14 protein-coding genes are annotated in these 15208 nt (G+C 64.3%); 13 read left to right on the plus strand and 1 reads right to left on the minus strand.

Annotated features, from left to right (window positions below; translation table 11 throughout):
- Positions 1-13 precede the first annotated feature (13 nt).
- The 4 genes from FQ668_RS13330 to FQ668_RS13345 all read left to right on the plus strand — a co-directional run bounded on the left by FQ668_RS13330 (position 14) and on the right by FQ668_RS13345 (position 6671).
- Positions 14-1231 carry a fumarylacetoacetate hydrolase family protein gene (locus tag FQ668_RS13330; protein ID WP_053868159.1) on the plus strand — a complete coding sequence of 406 codons (1218 nt, stop codon included), beginning with the start codon at positions 14-16 and terminating at the stop codon, positions 1229-1231.
- Positions 1232-1330: 99 nt separating this feature from the next.
- Positions 1331-2638, plus strand: coding sequence for an MFS transporter (locus FQ668_RS13335; RefSeq protein WP_053868160.1), 1308 nt, complete (start codon positions 1331-1333; stop codon positions 2636-2638).
- A 125-nt stretch (positions 2639-2763) separates the two neighbouring features.
- Positions 2764-4413, plus strand: a complete 1650-nt coding sequence (locus tag FQ668_RS13340; protein WP_019437169.1) for a VRR-NUC domain-containing protein — start codon at positions 2764-2766, stop codon at positions 4411-4413.
- Positions 4410-6671, plus strand: a complete 2262-nt coding sequence (locus FQ668_RS13345; RefSeq protein WP_014591290.1) for an ATP-dependent DNA helicase — start codon at positions 4410-4412, stop codon at positions 6669-6671. The genes FQ668_RS13340 and FQ668_RS13345 overlap by 4 nt, the downstream gene beginning before the upstream one ends.
- 98 nt (positions 6672-6769) lie before the next feature.
- Here FQ668_RS13345 and FQ668_RS13350 read toward each other — a convergent pair whose 3' ends face one another.
- On the minus strand, positions 6770-7951 hold the full coding sequence (locus tag FQ668_RS13350; RefSeq protein WP_019437168.1) for an NnrS family protein: 1182 nt from the start codon (positions 7949-7951) through the stop codon (positions 6770-6772).
- A 215-nt stretch (positions 7952-8166) separates the two neighbouring features.
- On the opposite strand from FQ668_RS13350, the gene xerC reads away from it, so the two are divergent.
- The 9 genes from xerC to ureG all read left to right on the plus strand — a co-directional run bounded on the left by xerC (position 8167) and on the right by ureG (position 14927).
- The gene (gene xerC, locus FQ668_RS13355; protein WP_014591288.1) at positions 8167-9081 is read left to right on the plus strand and encodes a tyrosine recombinase XerC; all 915 of its coding nucleotides are present in this window, start codon (positions 8167-8169) and stop codon (positions 9079-9081) included.
- Between the two features lie 277 nt (positions 9082-9358).
- Entirely contained in the window at positions 9359-10192 is an 834-nt protein-coding gene (locus FQ668_RS13360) for an urease accessory protein UreD (protein ID WP_019437167.1), read from the plus strand.
- Between the two features lie 9 nt (positions 10193-10201).
- A complete protein-coding gene (locus tag FQ668_RS13365; protein ID WP_003253929.1) occupies positions 10202-10504 on the plus strand; it encodes an urease subunit gamma in 303 nt (100 codons plus the stop codon).
- Positions 10505-10523: 19 nt separating this feature from the next.
- Complete coding sequence (locus FQ668_RS13370; protein WP_014591286.1) at positions 10524-10841, plus strand: urease subunit beta; 318 nt, start codon at positions 10524-10526, stop codon at positions 10839-10841.
- Positions 10838-12541, plus strand: coding sequence for an urease subunit alpha (gene ureC, locus FQ668_RS13375; protein ID WP_014591285.1), 1704 nt, complete (start codon positions 10838-10840; stop codon positions 12539-12541). Before FQ668_RS13370 ends, ureC begins: the two co-directional genes overlap by 4 nt.
- Positions 12542-12550: 9 nt before the next feature.
- Positions 12551-13054 (plus strand): urease accessory protein UreE, encoded by a 504-nt coding sequence (gene ureE / locus FQ668_RS13380; RefSeq protein ID WP_019437166.1) that lies wholly within the window; start codon positions 12551-12553, stop codon positions 13052-13054.
- 18 nt (positions 13055-13072) lie between these two features.
- Positions 13073-13618, plus strand: a complete 546-nt coding sequence (locus FQ668_RS13385) for a HupE/UreJ family protein (protein WP_014591283.1) — start codon at positions 13073-13075, stop codon at positions 13616-13618.
- On the plus strand, positions 13618-14292 hold the full coding sequence (locus FQ668_RS13390; RefSeq protein WP_019437165.1) for an urease accessory protein UreF: 675 nt from the start codon (positions 13618-13620) through the stop codon (positions 14290-14292). Before FQ668_RS13385 ends, FQ668_RS13390 begins: the two co-directional genes overlap by 1 nt.
- 11 nt (positions 14293-14303) lie before the next feature.
- Positions 14304-14927, plus strand: coding sequence for an urease accessory protein UreG (ureG, locus tag FQ668_RS13395; protein ID WP_003253923.1), 624 nt, complete (start codon positions 14304-14306; stop codon positions 14925-14927).
- Positions 14928-15208: the final 281 nt, after the last annotated feature.

Here is a 15208-nt window from a genome sequence, read left to right on the forward strand (position 1 = left end):
CAAGGGAACACACATGACTGATCGAACGAACGTCAATCAAACGCTGCCACTGAGCCATGATGCCAGCGTTTTTGACAGCGGCAGCTGGGTAGGGCGCGTCTGGTTGCCGGCGCAGGGGCCGGCGGTGGTGCTGGTGAAAGCCGGCGCCGTCTACGATATCAGTGCCCACGTGGCGACCGTCTCGGCGCTGCTGGAAGTGGACGATCCGGTGGGCTACCTGCGTGCCTTGCCACTGGCCGAACCCTTGATTGCGCTGCCGGCATTGCTGGGCAACAGCGATCCCACACGGCGCACCCCGCACCAGCCGTGGCTGCTGGCGCCGATCGATCTGCAAGCGGTGAAGGCCGCCGGTGTGACCTTCGCCACCAGCCTGCTGGAGCGTGTGGTAGAAGAACAGGCCAAGGGCGACCCGGCCAAGGCCGACGCCATCCGTGACACCCTGGCCAGCCGCATCGGCGCCGACCTGTCGCAGATCGTGCCCGGTTCGGCTCAGGCCGAAGCGCTGCGCAAGGTGCTGGTAGAGCAGGGCCTGTGGTCGCAGTACCTGGAGGTGGGTATAGGCCCGGATGCCGAAGTGTTCACCAAGGCCCAACCGCTGTCCGCGGTTGGCCACGGCGCCGACATCGGCATCCACCCCAAGTCCAGCTGGAACAACCCAGAACCGGAAGTGGTGCTGGCCGTGTCGAGCAATGGCAGCATCAAGGGCGCCATGCTCGGCAACGACGTCAACCTGCGTGACTTCGAAGGGCGTAGCGCGTTGCTGCTGTCCAAGGCCAAGGACAACAACGCTTCCACTGCACTGGGCCCGCTGCTGCGGTTGTTTGACGAAAGCTTCGGCCTGGACGATGTGCGCGCTGCCGAGGTGGACCTGCGGGTGGAAGGCGAGGACGGCTTTGTCCTGTCCGGGCGCAGTTCCATGCGCCAGATCAGCCGTGACCCGCAAGACCTGGTGCAGCAAACCCTCAACGAAAACCACCAGTACCCTGACGGCCTGGTGCTGTTCCTCGGTACCCTGTTCGCCCCCAAGCAGGACCGCGATCAGCCGGGTAACGGCTTTACCCACAAACCGGGTGACGTGGTGAGCATCAGCAATCCGCAACTGGGTACTCTGTGCAACCGCGTGACCACCAGCGATCTGGCACCGCAGTGGGACTTCGGCCTGCGCGCGTTGATCGACAACCTCGGCCAGCGTGGCCTGCTGGAGGTCGCGGCCACCGCCCGCCCGCTTTGAACGGCTCGCTGCGTCAGGGAGGGGCGCAGCATCATCGAGGGATCGTCAAGGCGCTGACAGCGCGGCAACAATAATAATAAAGGTCATCACATGAACCCAATGAAGAAGTACCAGCGCATTACCGTCGTGTTCCTGCTGCTGATCGGCATCGTCAACTACCTGGACCGTAGTGCGCTGTCGATCGCCAATACCTCCATCCAGAAAGACATGATGATCAGCCCGTCGCAGATGGGCATCCTGTTATCGGCGTTTTCCATTGCCTATGCCTTTGCCCAGTTGCCAATGGGCATGATCATTGACCGCCTGGGCAGCAAGATCGCCCTCGGCGCCTCGTTGCTGGGCTGGTCGGTTGCCCAGGCGGCGTTTGGCATGGTCAACAGTTTTGCCGGGTTCATGGGCCTGCGGGTGTTGTTGGGGATTGGCGAGGCGCCGATGTTCCCATCGGCGGCCAAAGCATTGTCGGAGTGGTTCGACGCCAACGAGCGCGGCACCCCGACCGGTGTGGTCTGGTCGTCGACCTGTCTTGGCCCCTGCCTGGCGCCGCCTTTGCTGACGCTGTTCATGGTCAACTTTGGCTGGCGCGGCATGTTCATCATTACCGGCGTGATCGGCGTGGTGCTGGCGCTGTGCTGGCTGACCTTCTACAAGAGCAAGGCCCGTTTTCTGGCAGAGCTTGCCGCCGAGGGCAAACCGCTGCCGAGTGAGCGCCAGGCTGCGCCCGCCACTGTAACCGCGCCGAAGGCTTCGTACTTTGCCGGCTGGCTTGATCTGTTCAAGCACCGCAGTACCTGGGGCGCGGTGTTGGGCTTCATGGGGGTGATCTACATGCTCTGGCTGCACCTGACCTGGCTGCCGGGCTACTTCGAGCGCGAGCATGGCCTGGACCTGTACAAGACCGCCTGGGTGGTGTCGCTGGCGTATGGCTTCGGTGCGGCGGGTACCATCGTTGCCGGGCGCTTCTGTGACTGGCTGGTAACGCGTGGCATGAGCGTGCTGGGCAGCCGCAAGTTCAGTGTCATCACTGGCCTGGTGCTGGCAGCGCTGTTCACCTTGCCACTGTCGTTCGTCACCGGCCTGACGGGGTGCATCATGCTGCTTTGCCTGGCGCTGTTCAGCATCAATATGGCCAGTGCCACCGCCTGGATGATCGTCAACACCATTGTCGACAGCCAGCGCGTGGCCTCGTTTGGCTCGATCCAGAACTTCGGCGGTTACATCGCAGGCTCGGTGGCACCGATCGTGACGGGCTTCAGCATCCAGTACTCGGGCTCGTTCACCACAGCGTTCATGATCAGCGCGGTGGTAGCGCTGTGCTCGGCGGTGGCGTACTTCCTGCTGCTTCAGGCACCCATTGGCCTCGCCAAGGTCGAGGCGGGCGCGATGGCTGGCGCAACTGAACAGGCGTGAACGCTGCGGGGGCTGCAATGCAGCCCCTGAACCATTGGTTGATGGTGAGGCGACCCGCGGCGCTTGTCATGGAGGGGTATCTGTATGTATAAACAGTGCCTGTTGCCGCAACCTGACCTCCACCCGTGATCGCCCATTCCGTCGACGACCCGTTCTACTACCTGCATAACTTCCGGCAGGTCGTGCTGTGGGTCGAACAGCGCTACCAGGACTTGCTCGATGACCAGGAACTGGCCTTCATCCGTGCCTTCAGTCAACTGCAAGCGCCAGCCCAGGCCTTGATGGTGCGCATGGTGATGCGCAAAGGCGAGTTGTTTCGCAGCGATCGGCTCGACTACGCCGAAATCGGCGATACTGCGCTGGCGCTGCAGCCGTTGCTGGCCCTCGGCTGGGTACGGGAGCCCGAGCAACTGGACCTTGAACAGCTATTCGCGTTGCTGCGCAAGGAAGAACTGGCCCGCTGCTTCGCCCGGCAACTGAGCCGCCCGCGCGCGGCCAAGCATGAATTGTTGGCACAGCTGCAACCCCTGGCGCTGGCGGCCCGGTCACTGGTCGAATGGTTTCCTGACAGCGAGGTGCGCATCCTCCAGTGGTGCCTGCAACCTCTGTGCGACCGCATACGCCTGCTGTTTTTCGGCAACCTGTACCAGGACTGGTCAGACTTCGTCCTCGCCGACCTGGGCTTGCTGCGTTACGAGCAGGTGCCGTTCAGCTCCGATTCTCGTGCCTTGCAGCAACGTGACGATGTCGACCTGGCCATGGCGCTGCACCAGTGCGCCGAGCGCCTGGAGCAGGGCGGCGACCCCCTGCCGATCCTTGCCACCCTGCAGGGCCTGCACAGCAGCAACCCCTGGCTGGCCCGGCGCCATGCGCGGCTGCAATTCGCCGTGGGCCAACAATGCGAACGCCTGGGTGAATGGGACCTGGCCACGGCTGTGTATGCGCAGTGCAACCATCCCCAGGCGCGCATTCGCCAGGTGAGGGTGCTGGAGCGCAGCGAACAGTGGCACCTGGCCCATGCTCGGGCGTTGCAACTGGCTGCGGCACCTGCCAATGCGCTGGAGGAGCAGGCGCTGCAGCGCATGCTGCCACGCCTGGCGCGCAAACTCGGCGGTCCGCCACAGCGGCGCCAGCGCACCACGCCGCTGGAACTGATCGAGCTCGAACTGCCCTGTGGGCACGCTGCGCTGGGCGTTGAAGAAGCCGTGCGTCAACACCTGATGCAAGAGGGGGGGCATGCGCATTACGTGGAGAACACGCTGTTCAACAGCCTGTTTGGCCTGTTGTGCTGGGAGGCCATCTTCGCTCCGGTGCCCGGCGCATTCTTCAACCCGTTCCAGGCCGCGCCACAGGACCTGCACGACAGCGACTTCCAGCAACGGCGCAGTGCACTGTTCGAACGCTGCCTCGGGCGGCTCGACGAGGGTAGCCATCGCCAGGCGATTCTCGACTGCTACGTGGCCAAACAGGGGCTGCAGTCGCCGTTCGTGTCCTGGTCCATGCTCAGCGATAAACTGCTGGAGCAGGCCTTGGCTTGCCTGCCGGCCGCAGCGCTCAAGCAATGTTTCCTGCGCCTGTTGCAGGACATTCGCAACAACCGTACCGGCATGCCCGACCTGATTCAGTTCTGGCCCGAGCAGGGCCGTTATCGCATGGTCGAGGTCAAGGGGCCCGGTGACCGCCTGCAGGACAATCAGCTGCGCTGGCTGGAGTTCTGCAGGCAACACGGCCTGCCGGTCGCGGTGTGCCACGTGCGCTGGAGCGAAACACTTTGAGCTACAGCGTAGCGGTGCGCGCCTTGTGTGAGTTCAGCGCCAAGGTCGGCGACCTGGACCTGCGCTTCACGCCATCGCCCACTGCCCAGGAGGGTATCGAAGGGCATCAGCGGGTGGTGGCACGGCGGGCTGCCGGCTACGAGTCGGAAATCGCCCTTGAAGGCCAGTTCGAAACCCTCAGGGTGCGGGGTCGCGCCGATGGCTATGACCCTGGCAGCAATCGCCTGGAAGAGATCAAGACGCACCGTGGTGACCTGGCGCGTCAACCGGCCAATCACCGTCAGTTGCACTGGGCACAGGCCAAGGTCTATGGCTGGTTGATGTGCCAGGCACGACAACTGCCCGCCATCGAGGTGGCGCTGGTGTACCTCGACGTGGACAGCGATAGCCAGACGCTGTTCACGGAGCACTGTTCGGCTGCCGAGTTGCAGGCCTTCTTTGAAACCCAGTGCCAGCGCTTTCTGGGCTGGGCCCGATGGCAGCAACGACGCTTGGCCGAACGTGACCAAGGCCTGCTGGCGCTGAGTTTCCCCTACCCACAGTTCCGAAAGGGCCAGCGGCAGTTGGCTGAAACCTTGTACAAGGCGGTGAGCACCGGCCGTTGCCTGATGGCCCAGGCCAGCACCGGCATTGGCAAAACCCTCGGTACCTTGTTCCCGCTGCTCAAGGCCATGGTGCCGCAGCAGCTGGACAAGCTGTTTTTTCTCACCGCCAAGACACCAGGCCGGGCACTCGCCCTGGATGCCATGCGCCAGATCACCGATGCCACGCCGCAACCTGCCCTGCGCACATTGGAGTTGATCGCCCGCGACAAAGCCTGTGAGTATCCGGACAAGGCCTGTCATGGTGAGTCCTGCCCCTTGGCCGCAGGTTTCTACGACCGTTTGCCGGCTGCGCGCGAGGCTGCAGCAGCACTGCCGTTGCTCGACCGCACAAACCTGCGTGAAGTGGCTTTGGCGCACCAAGTGTGCCCGTACTACCTGGGCCAGGAGATGGCACGCTGGGCCGACGTGCTGGTCGCCGACTATAACTACTACTTCGATGCGCATGCTTTGCTGTTCGGCCTGACCCAGCTCAACCAGTGGCGAGTGGCAGTACTGGTGGACGAAGCGCATAACCTGGTCGAGCGTGGGCGCGGCATGTACAGCGCCAGCCTTGACCAGGGCCAGCTGCTGGCGTTGCGACAGAGCAAACCGCCTGGGCTGGTCAGTGCGCTGGACCGCCTGAACAGGCAGTGGAACGCGCTGTATAAAGAGCAGCGTGCGCCGTACCAGGCCAGCGAGTCGCTGCCCGAAGGCCTACTGCGCGCCCTGCAGCAGTGCGTCGGGGTGATTCAGGAACAGATGAACCAGGCCCCCACGCACATCGACCCCCAGGTGTTGCAGTTCTACTATCAGGCCTTGCAGTTCTGCCGGGTTGCCGAGCTGTTCGACGAGCACTTTCTGTTCGACATCAGCCAGCGCCAGGGCCCGCGCAAGCGGCGGCTGGCCACGCTGTGCCTGCGCAATGTCACCCCGGCGCGGCTGCTGGCACCACGCATGCAGGCGGCGCGCAGTGTGACGCTGTTTTCCGCCACGTTGAGCCCACGGCACTTCTACAGCGACCTGCTGGGCATGCCAGCCGATACTGCCTGGCTGGACGTGGCCGCACCGTTCCGTGCTGAACAGCTGGAGGTGCGCATTGCCAGCCAGGTGTCCACCCGTTACCAGCAGCGCCAAGCCTCCCTGGCGCCGATCGTTGACCTGATTGCCCGGCAGTATGAGCGCATGCCGGGTAACTACCTGGCGTTCTTCAGCAGCTTCGAATACCTGCAACAGGTGGCAGGGCTGTTGGCCGAGCAGCATGGGCAGATTCCGCTGTGGTCACAGGAGCCGGGCATGGACGAGGCAGCCCGCCAGGCATTTCTCGATCGCTTTGTCGCCGATGGCCGAGGTGTGGGCTTTGCCGTATTGGGCGGCGCTTTCGGCGAAGGGGTGGATTTGCCCGGCACGCGGCTGATTGGCGCGTTTGTCGCTACCCTGGGGCTGCCTCAGGTCAACCCGGTCAACGAGCAGTTCAAACAGCGCCTGGGGCGGCAATTTGGCGCGGGTTTCGATTACGCGTACCTCTACCCGGGCGTGCGCAAGGTGATCCAGGCGGCGGGCCGGGTTATTCGGGGTGATCAGGACCGTGGTGTACTGGTGCTGATTGACGAACGCTTCGCCGAGCCGCGGGTGCAGCAGATGTTTCCAGGGTGGTGGGCGGCGGCTATTGTCTAGCGGTCTTTCGCCTTTGACGATCAGTCGCAATCAGGGGGGGATCAAACCACCCACCAAGTTCCCCTCATGGCACACCGCCGCAAGGCGGCCCAAGCGCGTCAACCGGGCATTCCGTCTGCCCGGGGCCTTAGCAGGATGGGCAGGTAATGGCGCAGGAACAGCAACAGCGCCAGGCTCCAGCACAGTGCCGAAGCGCTTACCCCCAGCGATGTGAACAGCGGCAGAATCACCCGGGCCAAGGTCGCCAGTTGCATCAGGGTAAAGGCCCAGGCAATGCTGGTCGGCACCTGCAATGGCCTGCCGGTGTGGCCCAGGCTGACCCGCGCCATCATGGCCAGGATCAGCCCGGTCATGGCGCCAACGGTCAGCGCGTGGGTCACCAGGCTCGGGCTCAGGGCCACCCCGCTATGCCACAACGCCATGCCCAGGCAGGCCAGGGCGAGCCAGGCGTAGGCCAGGTGTAGCGACCACAGCAACGGTACGCGCCACAGGCCACGGTCGTGCCACAGCACCAGTCGGGTCGCGTGCAGCGCGAACAAGGCAAAAAACAGCACCGCCAGGCTTGCTTGCGGCGTATCGGCCAGGCCAGTGGCAAACGCCAGCGGTACTGCGACGCTGAGCAACAGGCAGGCTCGGTCCAGCCATGGGCGGGCAGGGGCCGCGCCAAGGTGACCCAGGCCACGGCGGGTAAAGAATGGTATGACCCGGCCGCCGAGCACGGTCATCATCGCCGTCACCAGCCACAGCCCGGCAAATATTCCACGACGCTGCCACAGTTCGTCCTGGTGCAGCCAGCCGGCCAAGGTCAGCCATTGGCAGGCGGCAATCAACAGCATCAGTACGACGATCGGGTAGTTGTTGCGCAGGCGCCGTTGCAGGATCGGTCGTGCCAGGCTCAGTGCCACCAATGGCAGGAAGCTGCCTTCGACCAGTACCAGCAAGCTACCCGGTAGTGGCATAAACCAGCTTACCCGCCCCAGCAGCCAGAGCAGGAACAAACCCTGCAGCGCCCGCCCGCTCAAGCCGGGGATGCCGCTCCAGTTCTGCACGGCGGTCAGCAGAAAACCCGCGATAATGGCGGCGGCGAAGCCGTAAAGCATCTCGTGGCGGTGCCAGGCGAGCATACCCCCGGGCGGTGCAGGGGCCAGTGCCCCAGCCAGTACGCCGGCCCACAACAGCAGGGCGATCAGCGCAAACAAACTGCCACCCAGGAAGAACGGGCGAAAACCCAGGCTCCAGACGGCTTGGCGTGGGCGTGAAGCAGTGGGTTGCAAGAGCATGGGCAGTCCTTGGTTCGTTCAGTAGGCTTCAATTGGGGTAAGATCACGATCCGTGCCACTTGCAAAGCCCTTGAATATCAAGGTGATGGCACTTCTCAGGGTCCGAATGACACGCGCGTGTTGCGGTCATTCAGACTAGCTTGTATGTCGTTTTGACTTGCTTCAGGGTTTGCCTGGTTCAGTGCCGGCTGACGCTTCGCTACAGGATTCACGTTTTGTCCGACCTCTCGAAAAATCCGCTGCTGCAGTACATGGCCCGTCTGGCCCCATCCAGCCAGCAAACCATGCGCTACATTCTTCAGGACGCCGCCGACCGGCTAGGTTTTGTCGACTGCAACATTGTCGATGTGCCTTGGCATCGGCTCGAGCCGGGCCATGTGATTGCACTGGTGGCTGCCCTGCGTGCCGATGGCTACGCGCCCAACAGCTCGTCGCTGTACGTCAACGCGATTCGCGGGGTGATGAACGAGGCCTGGCGTCAGGGCCTGATCGACCACGAGCAGCTGTTGCGTATTCGCGAGGTCAAGCCCGCCACGGGCAGCCGCCTGCCGCCAGGGCGCAACCTGCGCCGCAGCCTGATCCGCGAGCTGATGGATGTGTGCGCCGCCGACCCGCGGCCACAGGGGGTACGTGATGCGGCGATCATTGCCTTGCTGTACGGCACCGGCATGCGCAAGTCGGAGTCGGTCGACATCGACCTCGACCAGGTCGACTTCGAGGCGCGCAGCCTGCAGGTAGTGGGCAAGGGCAACCACCAGCTGGTCAAGTACGCACCGCCATGGGCGTTCGAGAAGCTGCAGGCCTGGCTTGAACTGCGCCGCCAGGAGCTGCCTGCCGGGGCGGAAGATGACCCGTTCCTGTTCAACCGCATCCGTCGCGGCAACCACATTACCCGGGCGCGCATTACCAAGCATGCAATCTACTACATTGCCCGCCAGCGCGGCGCGCAGGTGGGGGTGAAGATCATGCCGCACGATTTTCGCCGGGCATTCATTACCCGGGTGATCGAAGAGCACGACCTGTCGATTGCGCAGAAGCTGGCGCACCATGCCAATATCCAGACCACGGCCATCTACGACCGGCGTGATGACAACGAGCGTCGGCGTGCCGTGGACCGCTTCGATTACTGAGGCTTGATATTGTGGGGCTCAAAGCAGCCCCATTTTCACGTATGCCGGCACCGAAACAGGGCCGACACACGCCCCTGCTTTGTGCGCCATTCCCCCGCATGCCCGATGCCAGAGCGGGCACAGCACAGGTTTCATCATCGTTCACCTGCGAAGTTGGCCCGCAACCTGCTATATCCAGCCTGCGAATTTGATCGAGTGGTCAGGCCGTGCGCGCTAGCAGGCGCCCGCGCCGGACCCTCTAAACGGCCAGCAGGCCACGGATTTCAGGGGCCGCAGGATGTCGCTCGCGGAGCAGATCGAACAACAGCAAGACGATGCGGGCTGGAGTGCTCACCTGCAGTTGCGCTTTGTCCAGCGTGACGGCGTGACCCGCCTTGGTGCGTGGAAGCATTTCGGACCTCTTTTGGTGCAGCGGCCTTTCTATCCTGAAGGTGCGCCGTGCCATGTCTATGTCCTGCACCCGCCAGGCGGCATCGTCGCCGGCGACCGCCTGGAACTGGACATTCACCTGGAGCCGGGTAGCCACGCGCTGCTGACCATGCCCGGCGCCAGCAAGTTCTACCGCAGCATCGGCCCGACCGCGCGGTTGGCCCAACGCTTCCACATGGCCACGGGCAGCACCCTGGAGTGGCTGCCGCAGGACAGCATCTTCTTCTCCGGCGCCCGCGCCAGCCTCGCCAGCCGTTTTACCCTCGAGCCGGGCGCCCGCCTGCTGGCCTGGGAAACCCTGTGCCTGGGCCGTCCGGTCATGCACGAGCGTTTCGACCACGGCGCCCTCGACAGCCTTTTGCACATCGAACTACCTGACGAGGTTGGCCTGCATGAGCGCCTGCGACTCGCAGGCGGGCACCTGGACAAGCTGGGCGGGCACCCGCTACTCGCCACCTTCTGCGCCGCACCTGCCGATCAGGCAGTGCTGGAGCAGGTTCGCCCGCTACTCGATGAACTGGGCAACCCGGCCGGTGCGACCCTGCTCGGGTCGTTGCTGGTGATCCGCGTGCTCGACCATGACAACCAACACCTGCAACGCACCCTGCAACGCCTGTGGCATGTGCTGCGCCCGGCCATCCTCGGCCTGCCAGCCTGCCCGCCGCGTATCTGGGCTACCTGAGAGAGCGCCATGGAGCTTACCCCGAGAGAGAAAGACAAACTGCTGCTGTTCACTGCCGCGCTGCTGGCGGAGCGGCGTCTGGCCCGTGGCCTGAAGCTCAACTACCCGGAGGCCGTGGCGCTGATCAGTGCCGCGGTGCTCGAAGGCGCCCGCGATGGCCGCACAGTCGCCGAGCTGATGAGCCTGGGGCGTGAAGTGCTGACCCGTGAGCAGGTGATGCCCGGTATCGCTGAAATGCTTCACGACGTGCAGGTTGAAGCGACCTTCCCGGATGGCACCAAGTTGGTGACCGTGCATGACCCCATCGTCTGAAACCGCCAAGGAGCGTCGCATGATCCCAGGTGAAATCCAGGTCGCCGCGGGCGACATCGAGTTGAACAGTGGCCGAGAAACGGTCAGCGTCAGTGTGGCCAACCATGGCGACCGGCCGGTGCAGGTCGGCTCGCACTACCACTTCTATGAGGTCAACGACGCGCTGGTGTTCGACCGGGCGCCCACCCTGGGCTTTCGCCTGGACATCCCGGCCGGCACTGCCGTGCGCTTCGAGCCGGGTCAGGCGCGTACCGTGCAACTGGTGGCTTATGCCGGCAAGCGTGAGGTCTATGGTTTCCAGGGCAAGGTGATGGGCGCGCTGGAGGGCAGGGTATGAGCCGTATTTCCCGTCAGGCCTATGCCGACATGTTCGGGCCCACTGTTGGCGACCGCGTGCGCCTGGCCGACACGGCGCTGTGGGTGGAGGTCGAGAAAGACTTCACGATCTATGGCGAAGAGGTGAAGTTCGGCGGCGGCAAGGTCATTCGCGATGGCATGGGGCAGGGCCAGATGCTGGCGGCCGAGGCCATGGACCTGGTGTTGACCAATGCGCTGATCATCGACCACTGGGGCATCGTCAAAGCCGACATCGGCATCAAGCATGGGCGCATCGCGGTGATCGGCAAGGCCGGCAATCCCGATGTGCAGCCAGGCGTGAACGTACCGGTCGGGCCAGGGACCGAGGTGATCGCGGCCGAGGGCAAGATCGTCACCGCCGGTGGTGTCGATTCGCATATCCACTTCATTTGCCCGCAGCAGGTGGACGAGGCATTGAACAGCGGTGTCACCACGTTCATCGGCGGTGGAACCGGGCCGGCCACTGGCACCAATGCCACCACCTGCACGCCCGGCCCCTGGTACCTTGCGCGCATGTTGCAGGCTGCCGACAGCTTGCCGATCAACATCGGGCTGCTGGGCAAGGGCAATGCCTCGCGGCCGGACGCGCTGCGCGAGCAGATTGCCGCAGGTGCTGTCGGGCTCAAGCTGCATGAAGACTGGGGCTCTACGCCAGCAGCCATCGACTGTTGTCTGGGCGTGGCCGAGGAAATGGATATCCAGGTGGCGATTCACACCGACACCCTCAACGAGTCGGGCTGTATCGAAGACACGTTGGCGGCCATCGGCGACCGTACCATCCACACCTTCCATACCGAAGGTGCCGGTGGTGGCCATGCCCCGGACATCATCCGTGCGGCGGGGCAGGCCAACGTGCTGCCATCCTCGACCAACCCGACCCTGCCGTACACGATCAACACCGTGGACGAGCACCTGGACATGCTCATGGTCTGCCACCACCTGGACCCGAGCATCGCCGAGGACGTGGCCTTCGCCGAGTCACGCATTCGTCGCGAAACCATCGCTGCCGAGGACATCCTCCACGACATGGGCGCCTTTGCCATGACCTCGTCCGACTCCCAGGCCATGGGCCGGGTTGGCGAGGTGGTGCTGCGCACCTGGCAGGTGGCGCACCAGATGAAGCTGCGTCGCGGGCCGCTGGCACCGGACACCCCATACAGCGACAACTTCCGGGTCAAGCGCTACATCGCCAAGTACACCATCAACCCGGCACTCACCCATGGCATCGGTCACGAAGTGGGCTCGGTGGAGGTCGGCAAGCTGGCCGACCTGGTGCTGTGGTCGCCAGCGTTCTTTGCGGTCAAGCCGGCTTTGGTGCTCAAGGGCGGGATGATCGTCACCGCTCCCATGGGCGACATCAACGGCTCCATACCCACCCCCCAGCCTGTGCACTATCGGCCGATGTTCGGCGCGCTGGGGGCGGCGCGGCATGCCACACGCATGACATTCCTGCCCCAGGCGGCAATGGACCGCGGGTTGGCCGAGGAGCTGAACCTGCGCAGCCTGATTGGCGTGGTCAACGGCTGCCGGCGGGTACGCAAACCGGACATGGTCCACAACACCCTGCAGCCGCTGATCGAAGTCGATGCGCAGACCTATCAGGTGCGTGCCGATGGCGAGCTGCTGGTCTGCGAACCGGCCAGCGAACTGCCGCTGGCCCAGCGCTATTTTCTGTTCTGAGGAGTACCCATGATTGTCTTGAGCCGCCGTATCTCCGAACCCGGCACGCGGGTTGTCAGTGGCACTGTCACCCTCGACGTGGACAGCCGTATCAAGAGCCGCCTGCGAGTAACCCTGGACGATGGCCGCGAAGCCGGGCTGATGCTGGAGCGCGGCCACCTGCTGCGCGGAGGTGAAATACTGGCCGATGCCGAGGGCACCCAGCTGATCCGCGTGCTGGCGGCGCCCGAGGCGGTGTCGACGGTGCGCTGTGCCGATCCACACCTGTTGGCCCGCGCGGCCTACCACCTGGGTAACCGCCATGTGCCGCTGCAGATCGAGCCCGGGCTGTTGCGCTTCCAGCACGACCATGTGCTGGACGACATGCTGCGGGGGCTGGGCCTGACGGTAGAGGCCGAACAGGCCCCGTTCGAGCCTGAAGCGGGCGCTTACCAAAGTGCACCGCATGGCCACAGCCACAGTCATGCCCATGGCCACGATCACCCGTTCGTACGCCTGCCTGTCCATTCCTGAACTGCCTTGGAGCAACCGATGAAAAAGACTTTCGCCTTGTTTCTTTTGATGCTGGCACTGCCAGCCTTCGCCCATCCGGGCCATGACAGCAACCCACTGCAGGACGGCCTGCTGCACCCGCTGACCGGGCTCGATCACCTGCTGATGCTGCTGGGCACCGGCGTGCTCGCCGCGTTGACCCGGCGCAACCTGACCTTGCCCCTGGCGACCCTGGCCGCCATGTTCGGTGGCGCCGTGTGCGGTCACCTGTTCGGCGATGTGCTGGGTATGGAAACCCTGATTGCCGTGTCGCTGCTGGTGGCTGCCGGGGCGGTGCTGCTGCCGAGCCGCCAGTCGCTGCTGGCCATGGCCATGCCGGTGTTCGCCTTGTTCCATGGCTGGGCCCATGGCGTAGAAGCCACGCCGAGCGCGTTCTGGCAATTCAGCGCAGGGTTTGTCGCGGTCAGCGGCTTGCTGCTGGCGGCGGGCTTTGCAGTCGGTTGCCTGCTGCGCCGCCACAGCGGCCTGCAGAAGGCCTTTGGCGGTGGCCTGTTGGCCGGCGCCGCGCTGGTGCTGGCCGGTTGATGAACAGCGACCTGGCGCTGCTGCGCCTACTGCAGTTGGCCAGCCCCGGCTTGCCGGTGGGTGGTTTTACCTATTCGCAAGGCCTGGAGTGGGCGGTCGAGGCCGGCTGGGTTCGGGGCGTGGACAGTTTTGTCGGCTGGCAGCGTGAGCAGGTTCACGACACCCTGGCCTGCCTCGACTGGCCGGTGTTGGCGCGTCTGTACCACGCCTGCCAGGCTGAGGACGCCGAAGCGTTCGGCCACTGGAGCCGGTTCTTGCTGGCCAACCGCGAAACCGCCGAGCTGCGCCTGGAAGAACAGCAGCGCGGCGCAGCGCTGGCGCGGTTGCTCGACGGCTGGCAACTGGGCCAGGCACCAGCCTGGCGTGCCAGCCTTGAGCTGACCCAGTTGGGCGGTATGGCCTGGCTGGCTGCACACTGGGCCATCCCGTTGCGCCAGCTGGCATTGGGCCATGGCTTTGCCTGGTTGGAGGGCGCGGTCATGGCGGGCGTCAAGCTGGTGCCATTCGGTCAGCAGGCTGCCCAGACCTTGCTGCGCGACCTTGGCGCCGAATTGCCCGCTGCACTGGACCAAGCGCTGGTCCTGGGCGATGACCAGCTCGGCGGCGGCCTGCCGCTGCTGGCCATCGCTTCATCGCGTCACGAAACCCAATACACCCGTTTGTTCCGTTCCTGAGGACTGCCTGCATGCAAAGCTATCAACAACCCCTGCGCGTCGGTGTCGGCGGCCCGGTCGGCTCTGGCAAGACCGCTCTGCTGGAAGCGCTGTGCAAGGCCATGCGCGATCACTACCAGATCGCCGTGGTTACCAACGACATCTACACCAAGGAAGACCAGCGCATCCTCACCGAGGCCGGCGCCCTCGAGCCGGAGCGCATCGTTGGCGTTGAAACCGGTGGCTGCCCGCACACGGCCATTCGTGAAGACGCCTCGATGAACCTGGCGGCGGTCGAAGCGTTGGCGCGCAAGTTCGGTAATCTTGAAGTCATTTTCGTGGAAAGCGGCGGTGACAACCTCAGCGCCACGTTCAGCCCGGAGCTGGCTGACTTGACCATTTACGTGATCGACGTGGCCGAGGGCGAGAAGATCCCGCGCAAGGGCGGGCCAGGCATTACCAAGTCCGATTTCCTAGTGATCAACAAGACCGACCTGGCGCCTTATGTCGGGGCTTCACTGGAGGTGATGGAGCGCGACACCCAGCGCATGCGGCCGCAGCGGCCCTGGACCTTCAGCAACCTGAAGAAGGGCGAGGGGTTGCAGGCCGTGATCGATTTTATCGTCGAGCGCGGGATGCTGGGTGTGCGAGCCTGACAGATCGAGGTCTCTGTGCGGGCATGTCCGTGAAGAAACCAACGCGGTGGATGGCACCGGCTCTGCCGGTGTTCGCGGGTGAACCCGCTCCTACGACGGGCTGTGTCCAACCACCGATGGGTATCCACCACCCATCTGTGTAGGAGATCACCCAGCCCTTCCGGGCTGCGCTGTCGCGCAGCAAACATTGAAGTACACGACTTCAGATTTGCAGTGGCGCTGACATTTTGTAAAAGAAAAGGCGGCTGGCCCGGTAGGGCCAGCCGCCTTTTGCTTTGTTA

It is taken from the genome of Pseudomonas sp. Kh14 (assembly GCF_900291005.1).
GTDB classification, from domain to species: Bacteria; Pseudomonadota; Gammaproteobacteria; order Pseudomonadales; family Pseudomonadaceae; genus Aquipseudomonas; species Aquipseudomonas alloputida.